At 64.0% G+C, this 21,468-nt stretch carries 22 protein-coding genes; 7 read left to right on the top strand and 15 right to left on the bottom strand.

All coding sequences use genetic code 11. From position 1 onward, the window contains the following. Positions 1–127: 127 nt before the first annotated feature. Positions 128–1,264 (bottom strand): site-specific DNA-methyltransferase, encoded by a 1,137-nt coding sequence (locus KY465_RS06475; RefSeq protein ID WP_219200883.1) that lies wholly within the window; start codon positions 1,262–1,264, stop codon positions 128–130. A 200-nt stretch (positions 1,265–1,464) separates the two neighbouring features. Here KY465_RS06475 and KY465_RS06480 point away from each other — a divergent pair, with 200 nt between their 5' ends. After that, positions 1,465–2,154 carry an HAD family hydrolase gene (locus tag KY465_RS06480; protein WP_219200884.1) on the top strand — a complete coding sequence of 230 codons (690 nt, stop codon included), beginning with the start codon at positions 1,465–1,467 and terminating at the stop codon, positions 2,152–2,154. Positions 2,155–2,253: 99 nt separating this feature from the next. Here the strand turns inward: KY465_RS06480 and KY465_RS06485 are convergent, their stop codons facing one another. Further along, a complete protein-coding gene (locus tag KY465_RS06485) occupies positions 2,254–2,811 on the bottom strand; it encodes a hypothetical protein (protein ID WP_219200885.1) in 558 nt (185 codons plus the stop codon). A gap of 175 nt (positions 2,812–2,986) precedes the next feature. On the opposite strand from KY465_RS06485, the gene thrC reads away from it, so the two are divergent. The 4 genes from thrC to KY465_RS06505 all read left to right on the top strand — a co-directional run bounded on the left by thrC (position 2,987) and on the right by KY465_RS06505 (position 9,328). Continuing rightward, complete coding sequence (gene thrC, locus KY465_RS06490; protein WP_219200886.1) at positions 2,987–4,384, top strand: threonine synthase; 1,398 nt, start codon at positions 2,987–2,989, stop codon at positions 4,382–4,384. A gap of 14 nt (positions 4,385–4,398) precedes the next feature. Beyond that, complete coding sequence (locus KY465_RS06495) at positions 4,399–5,697, top strand: M16 family metallopeptidase (RefSeq protein WP_219200887.1); 1,299 nt, start codon at positions 4,399–4,401, stop codon at positions 5,695–5,697. A gap of 17 nt (positions 5,698–5,714) precedes the next feature. Further along, positions 5,715–6,335, top strand: coding sequence for a GNAT family N-acetyltransferase (locus KY465_RS06500; protein WP_219200888.1), 621 nt, complete (start codon positions 5,715–5,717; stop codon positions 6,333–6,335). A 101-nt stretch (positions 6,336–6,436) separates the two neighbouring features. Beyond that, positions 6,437–9,328 carry a putative bifunctional diguanylate cyclase/phosphodiesterase gene (locus tag KY465_RS06505; RefSeq protein WP_219200889.1) on the top strand — a complete coding sequence of 964 codons (2,892 nt, stop codon included), beginning with the start codon at positions 6,437–6,439 and terminating at the stop codon, positions 9,326–9,328. A gap of 6 nt (positions 9,329–9,334) precedes the next feature. Here KY465_RS06505 and KY465_RS06510 read toward each other — a convergent pair whose 3' ends face one another. Continuing rightward, a complete protein-coding gene (locus KY465_RS06510) occupies positions 9,335–9,952 on the bottom strand; it encodes a YqgE/AlgH family protein (RefSeq protein ID WP_219200890.1) in 618 nt (205 codons plus the stop codon). 150 nt (positions 9,953–10,102) lie between these two features. Here KY465_RS06510 and KY465_RS06515 point away from each other — a divergent pair, with 150 nt between their 5' ends. Further along, complete coding sequence (locus tag KY465_RS06515) at positions 10,103–11,002, top strand: protein-disulfide reductase DsbD domain-containing protein (RefSeq protein WP_219200891.1); 900 nt, start codon at positions 10,103–10,105, stop codon at positions 11,000–11,002. An 82-nt stretch (positions 11,003–11,084) separates the two neighbouring features. Then, positions 11,085–11,570, top strand: a complete 486-nt coding sequence (locus tag KY465_RS06520; RefSeq protein ID WP_219200892.1) for a peroxiredoxin — start codon at positions 11,085–11,087, stop codon at positions 11,568–11,570. A 35-nt stretch (positions 11,571–11,605) separates the two neighbouring features. Here KY465_RS06520 and rnhA read toward each other — a convergent pair whose 3' ends face one another. The 12 genes from rnhA to coxB form a co-directional block, all read right to left on the bottom strand. Further along, the gene (rnhA, locus tag KY465_RS06525; protein WP_219200893.1) at positions 11,606–12,043 is read right to left on the bottom strand and encodes a ribonuclease HI; all 438 of its coding nucleotides are present in this window, start codon (positions 12,041–12,043) and stop codon (positions 11,606–11,608) included. Further along, positions 12,040–13,071: a homoserine kinase gene (locus KY465_RS06530; RefSeq protein ID WP_219200894.1), complete on the bottom strand. Its 1,032-nt coding sequence runs from the start codon at positions 13,069–13,071 to the stop codon at positions 12,040–12,042. Before KY465_RS06530 ends, rnhA begins: the two co-directional genes overlap by 4 nt. A 1-nt stretch (position 13,072) precedes the next feature. Next, entirely contained in the window at positions 13,073–14,077 is a 1,005-nt protein-coding gene (ispH, locus tag KY465_RS06535; RefSeq protein ID WP_255561508.1) for a 4-hydroxy-3-methylbut-2-enyl diphosphate reductase, read from the bottom strand. A 138-nt stretch (positions 14,078–14,215) separates the two neighbouring features. Further along, positions 14,216–15,043, bottom strand: coding sequence for an SURF1 family protein (locus KY465_RS06540; protein ID WP_219200895.1), 828 nt, complete (start codon positions 15,041–15,043; stop codon positions 14,216–14,218). Further along, on the bottom strand, positions 15,036–15,422 hold the full coding sequence (locus tag KY465_RS06545; protein WP_219200896.1) for a DUF983 domain-containing protein: 387 nt from the start codon (positions 15,420–15,422) through the stop codon (positions 15,036–15,038). Before KY465_RS06545 ends, KY465_RS06540 begins: the two co-directional genes overlap by 8 nt. Before the next feature lie 50 nt (positions 15,423–15,472). Further along, positions 15,473–15,754 (bottom strand): GNAT family N-acetyltransferase, encoded by a 282-nt coding sequence (locus KY465_RS06550; protein ID WP_219200897.1) that lies wholly within the window; start codon positions 15,752–15,754, stop codon positions 15,473–15,475. A 142-nt stretch (positions 15,755–15,896) separates the two neighbouring features. Further along, entirely contained in the window at positions 15,897–16,769 is an 873-nt protein-coding gene (locus tag KY465_RS06555) for a cytochrome c oxidase subunit 3 (protein ID WP_219200898.1), read from the bottom strand. Positions 16,770–16,825: 56 nt separating this feature from the next. Beyond that, positions 16,826–17,437 carry a cytochrome c oxidase assembly protein gene (locus tag KY465_RS06560; RefSeq protein ID WP_255561509.1) on the bottom strand — a complete coding sequence of 204 codons (612 nt, stop codon included), beginning with the start codon at positions 17,435–17,437 and terminating at the stop codon, positions 16,826–16,828. Between the two features lie 10 nt (positions 17,438–17,447). Then, complete coding sequence (locus KY465_RS06565; RefSeq protein WP_219200899.1) at positions 17,448–17,639, bottom strand: hypothetical protein; 192 nt, start codon at positions 17,637–17,639, stop codon at positions 17,448–17,450. Further along, entirely contained in the window at positions 17,639–18,586 is a 948-nt protein-coding gene (locus KY465_RS06570; protein WP_219201697.1) for a heme o synthase, read from the bottom strand. The genes KY465_RS06565 and KY465_RS06570 overlap by 1 nt, the downstream gene beginning before the upstream one ends. A gap of 148 nt (positions 18,587–18,734) precedes the next feature. Beyond that, positions 18,735–20,390, bottom strand: a complete 1,656-nt coding sequence (gene ctaD / locus KY465_RS06575; protein ID WP_219200900.1) for a cytochrome c oxidase subunit I — start codon at positions 20,388–20,390, stop codon at positions 18,735–18,737. Positions 20,391–20,406: 16 nt separating this feature from the next. Next, positions 20,407–21,294 carry a cytochrome c oxidase subunit II gene (gene coxB / locus KY465_RS06580; protein WP_219200901.1) on the bottom strand — a complete coding sequence of 296 codons (888 nt, stop codon included), beginning with the start codon at positions 21,292–21,294 and terminating at the stop codon, positions 20,407–20,409. Positions 21,295–21,468: the final 174 nt, after the last annotated feature.

Consider the following 21,468-nt stretch of genomic DNA (forward strand, 5'->3'; position numbering starts at 1 on the left):
TGCGAGAAACGCCCGACCTGAGGGCCGGGCGTTTCGACGTTCACCGGTGACTGGAGATACTTACGCCCGGTGAATGGGTTGTTACGGCGTGTTGCCGATCCTCATCTTTTGCGGCGCGGGGCAGATGCTATCCGGCAGCGGCCATCTCGGCCCGCATAATGGCCCGCAGATCGTCAATCGGCTTGAGGCCGTCTTCCGTTTCATGATGCCAGAATGTCCAGCCGTTGCAGGCATCGAATCCCTGCACCAGGGCCCCGACCTTGTGGATCGAGCCGGCTTTGCCGTCGGACACCAGTGTGCCGTCGGCGCGGACGATGGCGGAGAAGCGGCGTCTGGCATCGTGCAGCACCTGTCCGGGCCGGATCAGTCCGGCTTCCAGCAGCACATTGAAGGCAACGCGCGGCTCGGCGCGCTTGCCGGTCATCACCGTCAGCTCGACCTGGCCAAGCGGTTCGACCGCATCGATACGGGCGCGCGCGGCGTCGATATAGTTCTGCTCGCGCTCGACACCGACGAAATGCCGGCCGAGCCGGCGGGCGACGGCGCCGGTTGTGCCGGTCCCGAAAAACGGATCGAGAATGACATCACCGGGTTTCGAGGATGCCATCAGGACGCGGGCAAGCAGCGCCTCGGGCTTCTGCGTGGGATGCACCTTGCGGCCGGCCTCGTCCTTCAGGCGCTCGCCGCCCGTGCAGATCGGAAACAGCCAGTCGGAGCGCATCTGGACGTCGTCATTGGCGGCTTTCATGGCCTCGTAATTGAATGTGTAGCCCTTGGCGTTTTCATCGCGCGAGGCCCAAATCATGGTCTCGTGGGCGTTCTGAAAGCGGCGGCCGCGAAAATTCGGCATCGGATTGGTCTTGCGCCAGATCACATCGTTGAGCAGCCAGAAACCGAGATCCTGCAACGAGGCGCCGACGCGAAAGATGTTGTGGTAGGAGCCGATGACCCAGATCGTGCCGTTCGGCTTGAGGACGCGGCGACAGGCGAGAAGCCAGGCGCGGGTGAAGGCGTCATAGGCCTCGAAACTGGCAAACTGGTCCCAGTGATCATTGACCGCATCAACCGTCGACTGATCGGGGCGGGTCAGATCGCCGCCCAGTTGCAGGTTGTAGGGCGGATCTGCAAAGATGACATCGACGGAAGCGGCCGGCAGGGCCTCGAGTGCGGCAACGCAATCGCCCTTGATGATGGTGTCGAGCCAGGCCTGCGGCTTGCTGGCGGCAAAGGGACGGATCTCGGAAAGCGAAACGGAAGACGGCATTCGGGATTACTCACACACTGAAACGCATTACTCACAGCCGTCATGGTTGTCGAACAGGGTAAACATCTGATGAATGGTCGCGGCGAAGATCGATGCGATGTCACAATGCGTGACAGCTCTCGCTGCCCGAGGCGCAAGCAAACCGGTTGCGTCGACCCGGTCGGTGCGCTAGGTCCGCCGCCTGCCTGAAAGGAAGTGCCATGCCCGGTTTTGACCTCATCATCTTCGACTGCGACGGCGTTCTGGTCGACAGCGAGATCATTTCCGCGCAGGTGGGAAGCGGTCTTCTGGCGGAAGTCGGATACGAGATCACGCCCGAGGAGATTGCCGCCCGCTTTGCCGGACTGACGTGGAAGGACATTCTGCTCGAGATCGAACGGGAGTCGGACATTCCCTTCCAGGCGACGCTGCTCGAGAAATCGGAACGGATGACCGACAGGCGCCTGGCGCGCGACCTTCTCGGCATTGACGGTGTGTTGCGCGCCGTGGCGCAGCTTCCGGGCAAGCGCTGCATCTGCTCCAACTCCAGTTCGCGGCGGCTGGAGATGATGCTGAAGAAGACCGGCCTGGCACCCCTGTTCGGCGAGCACGTGTTCTCGGCGGCGGACACTCAGGACGTGGCGCCGAAGCCGGCGCCGGATATTTTTCGGCATGCGGCAAAGATGATGCAGACGGCACCGGGAAGCACACTGGTGATCGAGGATTCAGTGCACGGGGTCACCGGCGCCCGGGCGGCGGGGATGCGCGTGCTCGGTTTCACCGGCGCGTCGCACAGCTATGCCGGGCATGCCGATCAACTGACCGAGGCGGGCGCGGAAACAGTGATCAGCCGGATGGCCGACCTGCCGGCAACGGTTGCCGCCCTTTGCGAATGGTCAGACGGCATCTGAACGCGCCTATCCGATCCCGGCATGCGGCACCGGTTCACGGCAATGCATATCGGGGCGGATCAGGGCGGATCAGGGCGTATCATGGCGTATCATGGCGTATCAGGGCGTATCGTAGGGTCCCGGATCAAAACCGATCCAGACCCGCGAGGCGCCGGCGGCGCTGGCCGGCAGTGTCACCTCTGAATCGGTGACAAGAAACTGCGTGGTGGCGGCGCCCTGCGGCAGGGTGACCTCAATTTTCTGCAATTGGGAATATTGCACGACATCGTCCTGAACGACGGCGACGCGCACCGGCAAGGTCACGGTGCCCGGACCGCCGGCGGGACCGGCGACGACGCGCCCGGAGGCCTGAACGGTCATGCGCAGATCGCTGCCGCTCAGGCGGCACTGGCGGGTGGTGTCGGCGATCATCGCCTGGTGAATGATCTGCTCCGGGTCGCCCTCGCCATTTTTCGTATAGGTGCGGAAATAGGCGGTCCCCTCGCGCAGATAGACTTTCGGGCATTTGCCCTGAACGACGGGTGCGGCGGTGGTCGGGTCAATGCCCGCCTGCTCTCCGCCGGGAGAGAGAATCCTGGCCGGGTCGGCCGACTGGCAGGCGGAAAGGAAGGCGGCGAGCACAAGGGCTGCACCGGTACGCGAGAAGGATTTGAACACGACTGACTTCACCCTCAAGATCACCCCGATACGCCGCTCACGGGGCCTTTGCATGTCAATATGGGTTGGTCTATACCACCCGCGCGGCGGAACTAAGACCGGCGTTATGTCATCTCAAACCCGCCGCGTCCACCTGCCAGGACGTTCGGCGCGACGTTGAGCACGAGGACCTTCAGTGGAATATATCTCGACCCGGGGCGAAGCTCCGTCTCTCGGTTTCAGCGATGCACTGCTTGCCGGGCTGGCCCGCGATGGCGGCTTGTACGTGCCGCGCGAGTGGCCGCAGTTTTCCAGCCGCGACATCCGCGCCATGCGCGGCGAGAGCTACGCGGAGATCGCCTTCCGCGTCATCTCGCCGTTTGTCGGCGACGAGATCGCGCCTGACGCATTGCGGGCGATGATCGACGAGGCCTATGCCACCTTCCGGCATCCGGCGGTGGCCCCGCTGGTGCAGACCGGCGCCAACAGTTTCGTGCTGGAACTGTTCCACGGCCCGACGCTGGCCTTCAAGGATGTCGCCATGCAGTTGCTGGCACGGCTGATGGATCATGTTCTGAGCGAACGTGACGAGCGGGCGACGATCGTCGGCGCCACCTCGGGCGATACGGGCGGTGCCGCGATCGACGCCTTCGCCGGTCGCGAGCGAGCCGATATCTTCATCCTGTTTCCCGAAGGCCGGGTGTCGCAGGTGCAGCAGCGGCAGATGACCACCTCGCAGAGCGCCAATGTCCACGCCCTGGCGGTGAAGGGCAATTTCGACGACTGCCAGGACCTGATCAAGGCGATGTTCGGGCACGGCGCCTTTCGCGACCGGGTTCGCCTGTCGGGGGTCAACTCGATCAACTGGGCGCGCATCATGGCCCAGATCGTCTATTATTTTTCGGCCGCGGTGTCACTGGGAGCGCCGAGCCGCAAGATCTCCTTCACGGTGCCGACCGGCAATTTCGGCGATATTTTTGCCGGCTATGGCGCCAAGCGCATGGGCCTGCCGGTGTCGCGCCTGGTGATCGCCACCAACGAGAACGACATTCTGGCGCGCACATTGCGCAGCGGCCGCTATGAGACGCGCGGTGTTTCCGCCACCACCTCGCCGTCGATGGACATCCAGATCTCGTCGAATTTCGAGCGGCTGCTGTTCGAGGCCTCGGATCGGGATTCGGCAGCGGTGCGCGCCGCGATGGGCCAATTGCGGCAGTCCGGGGGTTTTGATCTGGCGCCGGCAACGCTGAAAAGCATCAAGCGCGAATTTTCCGCCGGACGCGCCAGTGAAAAACAGGTCAAGGCGAAGATTGCCGAGGTCCATGCCGATCTCGACTATGTGGTCGACCCGCATACGGCGGTGGCGCTGTGCGTTGCGGCAAAATCGGTCAGGAAATCGGCGCCGATGGTGGCTCTTTCGACGGCGCATCCGGCCAAATTCCCGGATGCCGTAAAATCTGCCTGTGCTATTGACCCGGCGCTGCCGGCATGTCTCACTGACCTGATGCAAAGGGAGGAACGGTTCGACGTCCTGCCCGCAGATCAGGGGCGGGTCGAGGCCCATATCCTGGCACGTGCGCGGGCGGCCCAGTGACCGGAAATGCAGGAATGAAAGTACGTATCACCAGGCTCGCCAACGGCCTGACAGTTGCAACCGAAACGATGGCACATCTGGAAAGCGTGGTCATGGGCGTGTGGGTGCGCGCCGGATCGCGCGACGAGACCGCCAGCGAACACGGCATCGCTCATTTGCTCGAACACATGGCTTTCAAGGGCACGAAGCGGCGCACGGCGCGGCAGATTGCCGAGGAAATCGAGAATGTCGGCGGCGATCTGAACGCTGCCACCTCGGCCGAGACCACCTCCTTTTATGCGCGTGTTCTGAAGGACGACGTGGCGCTCGGGATCGACATCCTTGCCGATATCCTGACGCATTCGGTGTTCGACGAGGCCGAACTGGAACGCGAAAAGCATGTGATCCTGCAGGAAATCGGCGCTGCCAACGATACGCCGGATGACGTGGTCTATGACCGCTTCACCGAGGCCGCCTTTCGCGACCAGACGATCGGGCGGCCGATACTGGGCACGGCGAAAACCGTTCAGTCGTTCCGCTCGGACCAGATCCGCGCCTATCTCAACAAGCATTACACCGGCGACCGGATGCTGGTGGTGGCGGCCGGCGCGGTCGATCATGATGCCTTCGTGCGGCTCGTCGAGGAACGCTTCGGCGACGTTGTCGATGCCAGCAATCCGGCTGTGGCAAGCGTGCCGGAGGCGCGCTACAGCGGTGGCGAATACCGCGAGAAGCGCGATTTGATGGATGCGCAGGTGATGATCGGCTTTGAAGGCCGCGCCTACCAGGCCCGTGATTTCTACGCCTCGCAGGTGCTGGCCAATATTCTCGGCGGCGGCATGTCCTCGCGGCTGTTTCAGGAGGTGCGGGAGAAACGCGGGCTGTGCTATTCGGTCTACGCCTTTCACTGGGGCTTTTCGGATGCCGGGCTGTTCGGGGTGCATGCGGCCACCGGCGCCGAGGATCTCGGCGAGTTGCTGCCCGTGATCTTCGAGGAATTGGCGCGGGTGGCTGACCATATCGATGTCAGCGAAATCGACCGCTCGAGGGCACAGACGCGCGCCGCCCTGTTGATGGCGCAGGAAAGCCCGGCGGCCCGGGCGAGCCAGATCGCGCGGCAGATGCTGCTGTTCGGGCGCCCGGTCGACAACAGCGAATTGATGGACCGCCTGGATGCGATCACGCCGCAGCGGCTGACGGATCTCGCCGGACGGCTGTTCTTCGACACACCGCTGACCGTCTCCGCCGTCGGTCCGATCGATCCGCTGTTGATGGCCGACGACATGCACAAGGCGCTGTCGGGCGTGCGCCCGGCGCGCGCAGCCGCCGAGTAAAGCACCTGCGTGCTCCGTTGCCCCGCCTGCCTTTCCGCCTTCGCTCTGCTCGGCGCCGCACGCCCGAACTGACGGGCGCGCGTGTCGTGTTGCGCCCGCCGCAGCAAAGCGATTTTTCGGCCTGGCGGGCGCTCCGCGCCCATAGCCGCGCATTTCTCGAGCCGTGGGAGCCGAAATGGCCCTCCGATGATCTGAGCGCGACGGCATTTCGCCACAGGATCCGGCGGTATGACCGAGACCGGGCCGAGGGCCGGGCGGCGCCGTTCTTCATCTTCCTGAAAAGCAGCGGCGCTCTGGCCGGCGGCATCACGGTGGGCAGCATCCGCCGGGGGGCCTCGGAGAGCTGCATGCTTGGCTACTGGATGGGCGAGCCGCATGCCGGCCAGGGATTGATGCAGGACGCACTGGCGGTGCTCGTTCCCCACATCTTTGGCGCGTTGCGGTTGCACCGTATCGAGGCGGCCTGTATTCCGGAGAACGGACGCAGTTCGCGACTCCTTGAAAAAGCCGGCTTTCGCCGAGAAGGCTACCTGCACGGCTATCTGCGAATTAACGGTACCTGGCGGGACCATCTGCTCTATGCGCTGATCGCAGAGGATTGGCAGGCGGCGCGCGGGGCGGCAAAGGCGAGTGAATGAGGCGGGACTGCAGTGACGATTGCGACCAGGCGCGAGGGGAGCGGACGCATCTGTCGGGACCCCGGCGGCACTCCCCCTTCATCAGCCGCGGGGCGGGTGCAATGAGGCAGTCATGGCGCGTCCTGATGGCGCTTGTGATCTCCGTGATCGCACTGATCGGCGCCTCGCTGATGCTGGCCGGGGCGGCGCAGGCGCTCGAGCCGGTGCGGATCAGCCGCGAGGCGACGGCGCTCGACCTGACGGCGACCACCGAAATCTACCGCGGCCGCGGCGAGGCCTTCCAGGTGTCGACGGCACCGGGCGCTGACGGAATCGTGCGGCGCATCGAGGTGCGGTCCAGCACGCCGGAACACAGCGGAGACTGGGCGGTGTTCGCGCTTGCCAATGTGTCCGAGGAACAGCTGGACCGGCTGATCGTGGCGCCGCATTTCCGGCTGGTCAATTCGGGCCTCGCATGGCCGGATCTCGGCTCGAAGCGCATTCTCAGCATCACGCCGAGCGAAGGATTTGCGCTCGATCAGGTGCCGAGCGACGAAGACGATGTGTACCGCATCACCCTCAATCCCGGCAGTGTGGTGACCTTCGTTGCCGAGCTGGCGACGCCCGAATTGCCGCAGATCTATCTGTGGGAGCCGGACGCCTACAAGGATACCGTGAACGCCTTCACGCTGTATCGCGGTGTGGTGCTCGGAATTGCCGGATTGCTTGCGGTGTTCCTGACCATCCTGTTCGTGGTGAAGGGCACATCGATGCTGCCGGCGACCGCCGCCCTCGCCTGGGCGGTGCTGGCCTATGTCAGTGTCGATTTCGGATTCCTCTCAAAGCTGATCTCGATCACCCCGGGGGACGAGCAGATCTGGCGCGCCGGCACCGAGGTGTTTCTTGCCACAGGGCTGGTCCTGTTCCTGTTTGCCTATCTCAACCTCAATCGCTGGCACATCAATCTGGCCTTCGCGATGGCGGCATGGCTGTTTGGCCTCGCCGGTCTTTTCGCCGTGGCGATCTACGATCCGCAGGTTGCCGCCGGCATCGCGCGCCTGTCGCTGGGGGCGACGGCCGCTGCAGGGCTGGGACTGATCGTCTATCTCGGCGTCAATCGCTACGACCGGGCCATCATGCTGGTGCCGACATGGGTGCTGGTGCTGTTCTGGGTGGTGGCGGCCTGGATGACCATCTCCGGGCGGCTGTCGAACGACATCGCGCAGCCGGCGCTTGGCGGCGCCCTGGTGCTGATCGTGCTTCTGCTCGGCTTCACGGTCGTGCAGCACAGCTTTGCCGGCGGAGCCTTCCATCAGGGGCTGTTTTCCGACATGGAGCGGCAGGCGCTGGCGCTGAGCGGATCGGGCGACACGGTCTGGGACTGGGACGTGCTGCGCAACAAGCTGGTGACGATCCCCGACATTTCGCCGAACTTCGGCTACTCACCGCATCATCTGAGCGGGCCGGTGCGCAACTGGCTGCCGCATGTTCACCCCGATGATCGCGACCGCTTCCGTACCACGCTCGACGCGCTGATCGAGCATCGGCGGGGGCGCCTGTGTCACGAGTTCCGCATCCGCGCCGAGGACGGGCATTATCACTGGCTGGCCCTGAGGATCCGCCCGGTGCTGGGCAGCACGGGCGAGGTCATTCGCTGTGTCGGGACGATCGTCGATGTCACCGAACAGAAGGTCGCCGAGACCCGCCTTTTGCACGATGCGGTGCATGACAATCTGACCGGCCTGCCCAACCGGCAGATCTTCATCGACCGGCTGGAAATGGCGATCGCGACGGCGGAAGCGCATCCGGAGGTGCGTCCGACGGTGTTCATGATCGACCTCGACGGGTTCCGCAAGGTCAATGACAAGCATGGCATGTCGGTCGGGGACACGGTTCTCCTGGCGCTGACACGGCGCTTGAAGCGGTTGCTCAAGCCGCAGGATTCACTGGCGCGGATCAGCGGCGACCAGTTCGGGCTGATCCTTTTGTCGGAACAGGATGCGGGCCGGGTGGCGGCGCTGGCGGAAGCGGTGACCAAGGTGATCTCGGCGCCGATCGATTTCGCGCAGCAGGAGATCCGCCTCACCGCCTCGGTCGGCCTGGTGACCTGGGTCGGCAACGAGGCGGTGGCCGAAGAGCTGATGAAGGATGCCGAGCTCGCCATGGCGCAGGCCAAGCGCTTTGGCGGCAACCGCATCGAACCGTTCCGTCCGGCGTTCCGCACCGTGGGCAGCAACCGGCAGCGGCTCGAACAGGATCTGCGCAAGGCGATCGACCGGCGCGAACTTACACTCGTCTACCAGCCGATCGTGCGCATGAAGGATGCCGAGATTGCCGGGTTCGAAGCGCTGCTGCGGTGGGAAGACGCAAAGCGCGGCACCGTGTCCCCGTCGGAGTTCATTCCGGTGGCGGAGAGTTCCGACCTTATCCTGCAACTCGGAATGTACGCGCTGCGGCACGCGGCCGAGGATCTTGCCGAATGGATGCGCGCCGCCGGCGACCTGCCGATCTTCATGTCGGTCAATCTGTCGACGGCGCAGCTGTTGAATATCGATCTGTGCGCCGACGTGATCGCCACGATCGAGGACACGCGCTGTGACCGCCGCCGCTTCAAGCTCGAGGTCACCGAATCCCTCGTCATGCACAACCCGCAGCAGGCGATGGTGACGCTGCAGAAATTGCGCGAGGCCGGCATCGGGCTGTCGCTCGACGATTTCGGCACCGGCCACTCGTCCCTCTCCTATCTGACACGCTTTCCCTTCACGACGATCAAGATCGACAAGGCGCTGGTCAGCAATCCGGACGAGCGGCAGGCGATCTTGCTCAATTCGATCGTCACGCTGGCCAAGAACCTGGATATGGAGATTGTTGCCGAGGGCGTGGCCAATGAGAGCGACGCGGCCGTGCTGGCGGAGATGGGCTGTGATTATGCACAAAGCTTCATCTACGGGCCGCCGATCGGTGCCGATGCAGCGCTGCGGCTGCTCAAGGAGCGGTTTCCGGACGCACGCTGAGCCGGTTCAGGCGTGCCCCGCCTGGCTGGACAGCATTTCGGGCGCCACCCCCATCATGCGCAGAACGCGCTCATATTTATCGCTGATTTCGAGGTCGAGAACCAGATCCTCGCTGGCGGGGCAGCTGAGCCAGCTGTTGGCGGCCACTTCCTCTTCCAGTTGCCCGGGTCCCCACCCGGCGTAGCCAAGCAGCATGATGCCACGATCCGGCCCGACGCCCTGATGGATCGCCTGCAGGATGTCGATGGTCGCTGTCAGGCAGAGATCGTCATTGACCGGCATCGTCGACTGGCTGTGGTAGTCGTGAGAATGCAGGACAAAGCCGCGACCGGTATCCACCGGACCCCCGGCGAGCACCGGAAAATCCACGCCGGCACCTTCGGCCAGCGCCGCCGATAGTTTCGTGCCTGACTTTTCGAGCTCCAGCTTGCGCATCAAATCCGGGAAACGCATGCCTTGCATCCGGTTGACGACAAAGCCCATGGCGCCGTCGGAGGAATGGGCGCAGATGAAGATCACGGTGCGGTGGAAGCGCTCATCCTCAAGGCCCGGCATGGCGACCAGGAAATGCCCGTCGAGTGCGCCGCGCTCTCGCGGCTGAAGATGATGTTCCGGTCTCGTCATCGCCACAGCGTAACAGACTTTCCAAGCTTGCAAAGGATTAAGAGGTGTAACGCCCGAGAAGGGATGCCGTTGCATTGCCTTCACAATGAAATGATTTCGGGACGGCGTTTCGGCCTTTATTTCGATGCGGCGGCGGGCTAGGCAGCAGGAATGATGAAGACCAGACAGTTTCTTTCGGGCATGGATCGACCGATCCGATCGGCGGGCTCGGTTCCGGCATTTGCCGCCGCGATCCTGTTCCTGTTGAGCAGCGAAGCAGCCCTGGCGCTCGCCACTGATTGGGCCACGACCAAGGGCGGTCGCATGCGCCTGGTGATCGACCCTGCCGCCAATGCGCAAGGGATCACGCGCGGGGTGCTCGAGATCGATCTCGAGCCTGGCTGGAAGACCTACTGGATCGATCCCGGCGGCAGCGGCGTTCCGCCGCAGATCACGCTGGACCACAGCACCGGCATCGAACTTGAGGCTCTGCGCCTGCCGGCGCCACGCCAGGTCGATGACGGTTACTCGGTGTGGGCCGGTTACACGCAGCCGGTGGCATTCGGCCTGGAATTTTCGCGCCAGGGTGCGGCGCAGCTCGAAGCCGACATATTCGTCGGAATCTGCGAGAAGATCTGCATCCCCTTCCAGACCCATTTTTCGCTCGCGATCCCCGCGGCGGCGAACAGCGCGGCCAGCGCCGGGGACAGCGCGCTGGTGGCCGCAACGTTTCGCGCCCTGCCGTCCGCCCCGCAGGCGGATTTCAAGGTGCAGTCGCTGCGCTATCAGGCGGGAGCGGGCGAAAAGGGCGCCGGCCAATTGCATGTCGTGGCCCGCCTGCCCGAGTTCCGGCCCGGCGCCGCGGCGCCAGACCTGTTCATTGCCAGTGGCGAGGGCTGGATATTCGGCGCCGCCCAATTGCTCGGCGACGATGGCGAGGAGGCGAGGTTTTCGGTGCCTGTGATCCGCCAGCCGGACAATCCCGAAACGGCTAAAAACGGCTTTTACACGGTGCTGTCAATCGGGCGACGCGCGGTTGAGACGACGGTCTCACTGACCCCGGGCGGCTGATGTCGATTTGCGGCCGGAAAGAGTCTAGAGAAGATTCAGCGCCGCACTTTTACGGCGGACAAGCAGAAGAAAGGAACGCAGAATGAGCATATCGGTTGGAGATCGCCTGCCCGAAGTTTCCCTCAAGGAAGCCACGGCCGACGGCACGCAGGAGGTCAGCATCCAGAGCCTGACGTCGGGCCGCAAAGTGGTCCTGTTCGCCGTGCCGGGCGCCTTCACACCCACCTGCCACCGCAATCACCTGCCCGGCTATCTGGAAAATCGTGACGCGATCCTGGCGAAGGGTGTCGATGACATCGCAGTCGTGGCGGTCAATGATGCCTTTGTCATGGGCGCTTGGGCCAAATCGACCGACGGCCTGGGCAAGATCCGGTTCCTGTCGGATTGGGACGGCGCCTTCACCCGGGCCCTCGGGATGCAAACGGATCTGTCGGCCGGCACGCTTGGCGAGCGCTCGAAACGCTACTCAATGATCATCGAGGATGGCAAGGTCACTGCCCTGAACGTTGAAGACAGCCCGGGCGAGGCCGTGGCCTCCGGAGCCGCCGCCCTGCTCGATCAACTCTGAGAAAATCAGCCCCTCGCCCGCCCAGGGGCAGGACCCTACCGCTTGTAGGGCGCCATGCCGGCACGGGCCAGGGCGTCGGCGCGTTCATTCTCAGGATGACCGGCATGACCCTTGACCCAGTGCCAGGTGACGGCGTGACGCTGTCGCGCCGTCTCCAGGGCCTGCCAGAGCTCGGCATTCTTCACCGGCTTTTTCGCGGCCGTCTTCCAGCCATTGCGCTTCCAGCCCTCGATCCAGCTGGAAATGCCGTCCTTGACGTAGTTGCTGTCGGTGTAGAGATCGATCTGGCATGGCCTTTTCAAGGCGTTCAGCGCCTCGATGGCGGCGGTCAGTTCCATGCGGTTGTTGGTGGTCTGGGCCGCGCCTCCCGACAATTCCTTCTCGGTGGTGCCGTGCCGCAGCACCGCGCCCCAGCCGCCGGGACCGGGATTGCCGGAGCAGGCGCCATCGGTGTAGATCTCGACCCGCGTCACGATGATGAGGTTCCCTGTGCCTGCCGCGACTTGGCAGCCGGGCGCAGACCGTAACCGCTGGCATTCTGCACGCCCTGATGAAAACGCAGCTTCCTGAGATATTCGAGCGGGTCTTTCTTGACGACCAGAGCCCCGGGCGGGGTGGCCAGCCAGTCGTAAAGCCGGGTGAGCAGGAAGCGCAGAGCCGCGCCGCGCGCCAGCAGCGGCAGGACGTCGCTTTCGGCCGGCGTCAGGGGGCGGCGGCTCTGGTAACCATCGAGCAGCGCCATGCCCTTGGTCAGGTTGAAGGCACCATCGGCCTCAAAGCACCAGGCATTCAGGGCGATGCCGAGATCGTAGGCGAGCAGGTCGTTGCAGGCGAAATAAAAGTCGATCAGGCCGGACAATCGCTCGCCGATAAAGAAGACATTGTCGGGGAACAGATCGGCGTGGATGATGCCGGCGGGTAGCGCATCGGCCGAGGCATCGCCGGACGGCGGAGCGGGCCATGCCGCCTCGAGCCGCGTCAGTTCCGCCTCGATTTCGGCGCCGAGGCCCGGCTCGACTTCATCGGCACGGTCGCTTGCCTGGTTCCACAGCGGCCGCCAGCCCTCGACGGAAAGCGCATTCTCACGGTGCAGCGCAAAGCCCTCGCCGGCCAGATGCATGCGGGCCAGTGCCCGGCCGACCTCCCGGCAATGGGCGGCGGTCGGCTTGCGCGGCCAGGCGCCGTCGAGAAACGAGATCAACGCCGCAGGGCGGCCGGCCAGCGTACTCAGCGCGGCGCCGTCGCGGCGGCGGATGGGCTGCGGGCAGGTCAGGCCGTTGGCCGCAAGATGATCCATCAAGCCGAGGAAAAACGGCAGATCATCCGGGTTCACGCGCTTTTCATAGAGCGTCAGGATGAATGTGTCGGCCGATGTGCGCAGCAGATAATTGGAATTTTCGACGCCTTCGGCAATGCCCTTGTAGGACAGCAGCGTGCCGACATCATAGGCGGCGAGCAAGGCGCACAGATCCTCTTCCGTGACGTCGGTATAGACGGCCATCTCACCCTGCCCCGTTGACGAACGCCATGTCGGCGGCGGTCAGATCGACATCGCGCAGCTCGCGGTTGACGAGAAAATTCTCGTTCTCCTGCACCGTCTCGGCGAGTTCGATGGTGACGTCGAAGCGCCGCTGAAAGGCCTCGATGATTTCTGCAACGACCACTTCCGGCGCCGAGGCGCCGGCAGACAGGCCGAGCGTGGTGATCTCGCCAATGTCGTCCCAATCGATCTCGGCGGCCCGCTGCAACAGCATCGATCGTCGGGCGCCGGCCTTCAATGCCACTTCGACGAGACGGCGGGAATTCGAGGAGTTGGGGGCGCCGACAACGACGAACAGGTCGCAGCCGGGCGCGGCCTGCTTGACCGCTTCCTGGCGGTTGGTGGTGGCATAGCAGATCGATTCCGCAGCCGGTGGCGTGATGGCCGGGAACCGCCGCTTCAGCCCGGTGATCACGTCAGCCGTGTCATCGACGGACAGCGTCGTCTGCGTGACATAGCCGAGCGCCTCGGCATCGGCGGGCACAAAGGCATCCACGTCGGCGAGAGTCTCGACCAGTGTCACGGCGCCCGGCGGCAGTTGGCCCATGGTGCCGATCACCTCGGGGTGGCCGCGATGGCCGATCAACACGACATGGCGCCCGAGGCGCGCGTGGCGCATGGCCTGTTTGTGCACCTTGGAGACGAGCGGGCAGGTGGCATCAAGATAAAACAGAGAACGCTGCTCGGCGTCTTCGGGCACCGATTTCGGCACTCCGTGCGCGGAAAAGATCACCGGCTGTCCAAGATGCTCGGGCGGGATCTCATCAAGTTCCTCGACAAAGACGGCGCCCTGCGCCTCGAGCCCTTCGACAACGAAGCGGTTGTGCACGATCTCATGCCGGACATAGACCGGTGCGCCGTATTTCTTGAGGGCGAGGACGACCATCTGGATGGCGCGATCGACGCCGGCGCAGAATCCGCGCGGGCCGCAAAGCCGCAAAGTAAGGGGGGATTTGCTGTCAGCCATGATGTCCTTCAGTTCAGGCGCCGGGCAGCCTTGCGCCGCATTTTCTGCGGCCCTTAGACAGACTGGCCCGGGCTCCTGTCAAGATGGAGAACAAACGCACGCGCGCAAAAGCTGCCGGCGGTCACTGCCGCTCCGCCGTCACCGACGCCGGGGGAAAAAGCGGATGGCGAAGACCACGGCCAGCGTCAGCGCCAGCCCGTACCAGGTCACGGCGTATTGCAGATGACTGTTGGGCAGATCGATTATGGTCACGCCGCCCTGCGGCCAGCGCGGCGGCGCGTCCGGATCCGGCGCTTCGACATCGACAAACAGGTCGAGGACGCGATCCGGTTCAATCCCCGCCCTTGCGGTGAAGGCGGCGATGTCCTTCCAATAGAAGATGTTCTGGTCGAGATCGTTGTCCGGCACCAGCCAGGACGGTTTGTCGGACAATGTCTCGCGGGCCAGGCCGGTGACGGTGACCACTTCGTTTGTGCCGGCGCCGGCACCCGGTCGGTCTTCGCGGTTCTTGAGCGCCATCGGCACGAACCCGCGATTGACAAACAGCACCGAGCCGTCGGCCCGCTCGAGCGGCGTGTAGACGTAATAGCCGCTGGCGCCCTTGTGCGTGGCGAAGAAATGCTGCTCGCGATCATGCAGGAAGCGGCCTTGCGCTTGCGTGCGGCGATAGGCGATCGGTTCGCCAGCCGCTTGCAGGGCCAGCACCGCGTCAACGGTGATGGGCGCGGCCTGGCTGCGCTGGGCTATGGCGGCAAGAAGATCTTCCTTCCAGGCCAGACGCTGGACCTGCCAGGTGCCAAGCGCGATCAGCACCGCGAAAACGCCAAGCGCCGGCAGCGAGACGAGCCAGCCGGGACCACGCCGTTCGCCGGGCCGGTCGCCGGGCCGGTCGCCGGGCCGGTCGCCGTGCCGGTCGCCGGGCCGGTTGCCGCGCTTGGCGCGGAGCGGTGCACTCTCTTCAGGCATTGCGATCCCACCGGCCCTCGGCGGCCTTGTTGCGGTATTGCAAGGCGATCAGGACCCCCTTGAACAGGCGCAGCAAAGTCAGACAGATGATGGTGGTCAGAGGAAGCCACAAGAGCGCCTGCAGCCACAAGGGCGGGTCGTAGGTGATCTGCAGCCACAGTGCGAGGCCAAGGATCAGAAAACCGGCAATCAGCATGACGAAGACGGCCGGGCCGTCGCCGCTGTCGGCAAAAGCGAAATCGAGCCCGCAGGCGGCGCAGCGCGGCCGCAGCTTCAGCAAACCGTCAAACAGGGCCCCCTGCCCGCAGCGCGGGCAACGGCCGCGCAGGCCGACGCGGACCGGATCCACGGGTGGATAGTGCGCTTGATCTTCGCTCATGAGAACTCGGCCCTTTTGCACGAGAAGCCTGCTTCCCGGTCGAAGCGTCTTCAGCCCTGGATCACGTCGCGCCAGTCGGGGTTGCGCTCGACCTGCGCCTTGAAGAAGGGACAGAGAGGAATGATCTTCCAGCCGCCGTCGCGCGCCGCCTGAACGGCGTGCTGTGCCAGCCCCTGACCGACACCGCGACCGCGCAGGGCGTCGGGAACGCCGGTATGGTCGATGATTACCAGACCCGGGGAAGCGCGGGAATAGGTCATCTCCGCCTCAAAGCCGTCCTGGGTTGCGACATAGCGTCCGCCGGACGGATTGGTTTGTTCGCGAATCTCCACACTTCATCTCCTGCCAGGGTGCGCGCCGGGGTTCATCAGACCAAGATGAGCACGCGCGCGGCAAAAGCAAGTCAGGCGCAAATGCAAGAGGGCGGCTGTGCCTGACAACCGCCCTCGCATTTCAAGTCTCGGTGCCGACCGATCAGTGGATCGGTGCGCCCCAGCCCCCCCAGACATAGATGGAGAAGAAGAGGAACAGCCAGACAACATCGACGAAGTGCCAGTACCAGGCAGCCGCCTCGAAGCCGAAATGCTTTTGCGGCGTGAAATCGCCCTTCATCGCGCGCAGCAGGCAGACGAGCAGGAAGATGGTGCCGACCAGCACGTGGAAGCCATGGAACCCGGTGGCCATGAAGAAGGTGGCGCCGTAGATGGAGTCCTTGAAGCCGAACGGTGCGTAGATGTACTCGTAGGCCTGAACGCAGGAGAACAGCACGCCAAGTACCACGGTCAGGGTGAGGCCGGAGATCAACCCCTTGCGATCATTGTGCAACAGCGCGTGATGCGCCCAGGTGACCGTGGTGCCCGAAAGAAGCAGGATGACGGTGTTGTAGAGCGGCAGGTGCAGCGGATCGAGAACCTCGATACCCTCCGGCGGCCACTGCCCGCCGGTGAATGTGGCGCGCGCCACCTGCTGGACTTCGCCCGGGAACAGGCTGGCGTCGAAAAACGCCCAGAACCAGGCAACGAAGAACATCACCTCCGAGGCGATGAACATGATCATCCCATAGCGCAGATGCAGCGAAACGACGCGCGTGTGATGGCCTTCGTGGCTTTCCTTGATGGTGTCCGACCACCAACAGAACATCGTGTAGAAAATGATCAGCAGTCCGATGAAGAACAGCCACGGGCTGGCCCAGTCGATGCCGAACAGTTCGAGCGAGCCGCCGGAGAGATAGCGCATGTAGCCGATGCCGCCAAACGCCATGATCAGCGCGCCGACCGAACCGGTGAACGGCCAGGGGCTTGGATCGATAATGTGGTAGTCGTGGTGTTTGGTCTGTGCGTCGGCCATGTCAGTCACCCCCGATGGCGGTCATAGAGCCGGGCGTTGCCACCCGGCACAGGTGTTTACAGTTGCGTGTTGTCTTGCACCGGCACGGGCGCCGCTGCAACGGGTTTTTCTTTTTCATACGGATAGAACGTGTAGGACAGCGTGATGGTCGTCACGTGTGCGATGTTCTCGTCATTGACAATGTCGGGATCGACAAAGAAGGTCACCGGCATTTCCAGCTTCTCGCCGGGTGCCAGCGTCGTCTCGGTGAAACAGAAGCATTCGACCTTGTTGAAATAGGCGCCGGCAGCCTGCGGCGTAACATTGTAGGTCGCCTGCCCGGTGAGCGGCCTTGACGAGCGGTTGACGGCGACATAGTCGGCCCGCACCGTCTCGCCGATGCGGATCTCGATCTCGCGGGTTTTCGGGCCGAACTCCCAGTTCAGGCCGTTGCCGGTATTGGCATCGAAATGCACCTTGACCGTGCGGTCGAGCACCCGGTCGGATTCCTGCGTCACCCTCTGCGTGGTGCCACCATAACCGGTGACCTGGCAGAACAGGGAGTAGAGCGGCACCGCGGCGTAGCTCATGCCGACCATGCCGGCAACAAAGGCGGCGCAGATGACGACAATGCGGCCATTGCCGGACGGCATGTCCTTCTTCGTCTTGCCTGTCTCTTCGCTGCGCATGACCTTCTCCTTACAGCGACCTGTCGAACAAGCCCGGGCCGAGCTTGACGATGGTGACGATGTAAAACAGCACGACCAGTCCGACGAGCGCCAAAGCCAGCGCGATGGAGCGGCTGCGCCGTGCCTTGCGCTGCTTCTCCGTCAGTCCGGTCCGCTCCGCCTGCGGCGCGGGGGCTTCGTCGATCTTGTCCCGCTCCGCCATCAGGCCCCCCACACGGTGAAGCGGGCGATCAGGCTGTCAGCCAGCAGCGCGGCAAAGATCAGCGCCAGATACAAAAGCGAATAGGCGAACAGCTTCTTGGCCGGGCGCATCTGCTCGTCGCCGGACGGCATGGCCAGCACCGTAAGCGCATACCAGACAAAGCCGATGCCGAGCGCAGCAGCAACCGCGCCATAGGCGAGGCTGGCGAAACCGGCGAGGGTCGGCAGCACGCCGGCGACAGCCGTCAGCACGGCATAGACGACAATCTGCCGCTTGGTCGAGGCATCGCCGGCGACGTTCGGCATCATCGGAATGCCGGCCTTGCCGTAATCCCCCGACTTGAACAGCGCCAGGGCCCAGAAATGCGCCGGGGTCCAGAGGAAGATGATCGCAAACAGGATGAGGCTTTCGAGCGACAGGGTGCCGGTCACCGCGGCCCAGCCGATCATCGGCGGAAAGGCGCCGGCAGCGCCGCCGATGACGATGTTCTGCGGCGTCGAGCGCTTCAGCCAGATGGTGTAGACGACGGCGTAGAAGAAGATTGTGAAGGCAAGCAGGCCGGCGGCCAGCCAGTTGGTGACCAGACCGAGCAAGGCCACCGAAAAAGCGGCGAGAACAATGCCGAAGCCGAGCGCCGCCGAAGGCGCGATGCGACCGGCCGGGATCGGGCGGTTGCGGGTGCGCTGCATGACGGCATCGATGTCGGCTTCATACCACATGTTCAGGGCGCCGGACGCCCCGCCGCCGAGCGCAATGCACAGGACCGCGATGAAGCCGAGGACCGGATGGATGCCGCCCGGTGCCACCAGCATGCCGACCAGCGCCGTGAAGACGACCAGAGACATGACGCGCGGCTTGAGCAGGGCGAAGAAGTCGCCGGCATCGCCTTCGCTAAGCAGGCTAGCTCCGTCTATCGGCAGCGCCTTGTCGGATGCAGCACCGGTCATCGTGCCTGAGATCGTGGCAGCCATGGTTTCATTCCGGTTTCAACAAGCGGGACCCTGTCCCGGTACAATAACGACCCCGGACACTCGGTCCGGGCGAACGAGAGCGGCATCAGGCCGCGCGGGGCGCGGCCTGACGATTTGAAGGTGCTTACCTGATATGCGGCAGCTTTTCCCACTGGTGGTAAGGCGGCGGCGATGACAGCTGCCATTCCAGCGTCGTTGCCCCCTCGCCCCAGGGATTGTCGCCGGCGACGCGCTTGCCCCGGAACGCTTCCCAGACGCCGTACAGGAAGATCAGGACGCCGACGCCGGAAATGTAGGAGCCGTAGGAGGAGATTGCATTCCAACCCGCAAAGGCATCCGGATAGTCGATATAGCGGCGCGGCATGCCGGCAAGGCCGAGGAAATGCTGCGGGAAGAACACCAGGTTGACGCCGATGAAGGTGACCCAGAAATGGGTGCGGGCGATGAACGGGCTGTACATGTAGCCGAACATCTTCGGGAACCAGTAGTACCAGCCGGCGAAGATGCCGAACACGGCGCCGAGCGAGAGCACGTAGTGGAAGTGGGCCACGACGTAATAGGTGTCGTGAAAGGCGCGGTCGAGGCCGGCATTGGCCAGCTGCACGCCGGTCACGCCGCCGACGGTGAACAGGAAGATGAAGCCGATCGCCCAGAGCATCGGCGTGCGCATGCTCAGCGAGCCGCCCCACATCGTGGCGATCCAGGAGAAGATCTTGATCCCGGTCGGCACCGCGATGACCATCGTTGCGAAGACGAAGTAGCGCTGCGTGTTGAGCGACAGGCCAACCGTATACATGTGGTGGGCCCAGACGATGAAGCCGACCGCGCCGATCGCCACCATCGCATAGGCCATGCCGAGATAGCCGAAGATCGGCTTGCGCGAGAAGGTCGAGACGATGTGGCTGACAATGCCGAAGGCCGGCAGGATCAGGATGTAGACTTCCGGGTGACCGAAAAACCAGAACAGGTGCTGGAACAGGATCGGATCGCCGCCACCCTCGGGCGCGAAGAAGGTCGTACCGAAGTTGCGGTCGGTCAGGAGCATGGTGATGCCACCCGCCAGCACCGGCAGCGAGAGAAGCAGCAGGAAGGCGGTGACGAGCACCGACCAGGCAAACAGCGGCATCTTGTGCAGCGTCATGCCCGGGGCGCGCATGTTGAGAATGGTGGTGATGAAGTTGATGGCGCCGAGGATCGAGGACGCGCCGGCGATATGCAGCGACAGGATGGCGAAATCCATCGCCGGCCCGGGCTGCCCCGAGGTCGAGAGCGGCGGATAGATCGTCCAGCCACCACCCGTGCCGTAGCTGCCGGCCGGACCTTCGACAAACATCGACAGAAGCAGCAGCAGGAATGCCGGCGGCAGAAGCCAGAACGAGATGTTGTTCATGCGCGGGAAGGCCATGTCCGGGGCGCCGATCATGATCGGCACCATCCAGTTGGCAAAGCCGCCGATCAGCGCCGGCATCACCATGAAGAAGATCATGATCAGGCCGTGGGCGGTGGTGAACACATTGTACATGTGCTTGCCGCCATCGATGGCGGAGTCGCCTTCAAACCCATAGACCATGGAGGCCAGGCCGTGGAAGATCTGGATGCCCGGCTCCTGCAGTTCGGCGCGCATGGCCACCGAAAGAAGGCCGCCAATGACACCGGCAATGATCGCGAAGATCAGATAGAGCGTGCCGATATCCTTGTGGTTGGTCGAATACATCCAGCGACGGACGAAGCCCTGCGGCTTGTGGTCGTGGTGGTCGTGAGCTGCAGCCGTGCCTGCCATGATAACCGTCCTTTTTCTATTCTGCGCTGTTGGCGGCCACGTCGACGCTCTTGGCGTCGGCGGCGATGGCGGCCATCAGGTTCTGGTTGGCGCCTTCGAGATCGTCGGCGGCAGCGGCGAACCAGGTGTTGTACTGTTCTTCCGAGACCACGCGAATGGCGATCGGCATATAGGCATGGTCCTTGCCGCACAGCTCCGAGCACTGGCCGTAATACAGGCCCTCGCGCGTGGCGTTGAACCAGGTCTCGTTGAGACGGCCGGGCACCGCATCCATCTTGACGCCGAAGGACGGCAACGCGAAGGCGTGGATCACATCGGCCGCGGTGACGAGAACGCGCACGGTCTTGCCAACCGGCACGACCACCTCGTTGTCGACCGCGAGAAGGCGCGGATAGTCGGCGAGATCTTCCTTGCCGGCATCGGCGCGGTCGGCATCGGCGAGCATCAGCGAATCGAAGGAAAGTTCGCTGTCGTCTTCGCCCTGATATTCAAAGCCCCAGTACCACTGATAGCCGGTGGCCTTCAAAGTGATGTCGGCCGGCGGCGGGGTGTATTGCGCCGTCAGAAGATTGAAGGAGGGAAACGCCAGAAACAGCAGGATGAACACCGGCGCCAGCGTCCAGACCACTTCGATCATCGTGTTATGGCTGGTGCGCGAGGGCACCGGGTTGGCCGACTGCCGGAAGCGCACGATGACATAGGCCAGCAGCGCCAGAACCAGCAGGGTGATCGGAATGATGAACCACAGGGTGTAGATCTCGAAGGCGATGATCTGCTCCATGATTCCGGAGGCGGCATCCTGGAAACGGATCTGCCAGTCGACCGGCTGGCCGGGTGCGGCCAGCGCCGTTTCAGCCATCGCCGCAGAGAACGCAGCCACGGCTGCGACAAGCTTGCTCTTCACGATATTCTCTCCCTCGAGCGGGTGCCGCACCGGCGAGCGCGGAAACCCTCATTCGCATGGGGCGCTTAAAACCATAGTTTAGCACTGCTCGCAACTCTCCGCATGACATGTTCCTGCGGCATTTTTGCATCCCGCGCGCCAGCCGTGGCGATTGCCGATGCTGCGGCCATGCCA

It is taken from the genome of Neohoeflea coraliihabitans, assembly GCF_019334345.1.
GTDB classification, from domain to species: Bacteria; Pseudomonadota; Alphaproteobacteria; order Rhizobiales; family Rhizobiaceae; genus Pseudohoeflea; species Pseudohoeflea coraliihabitans.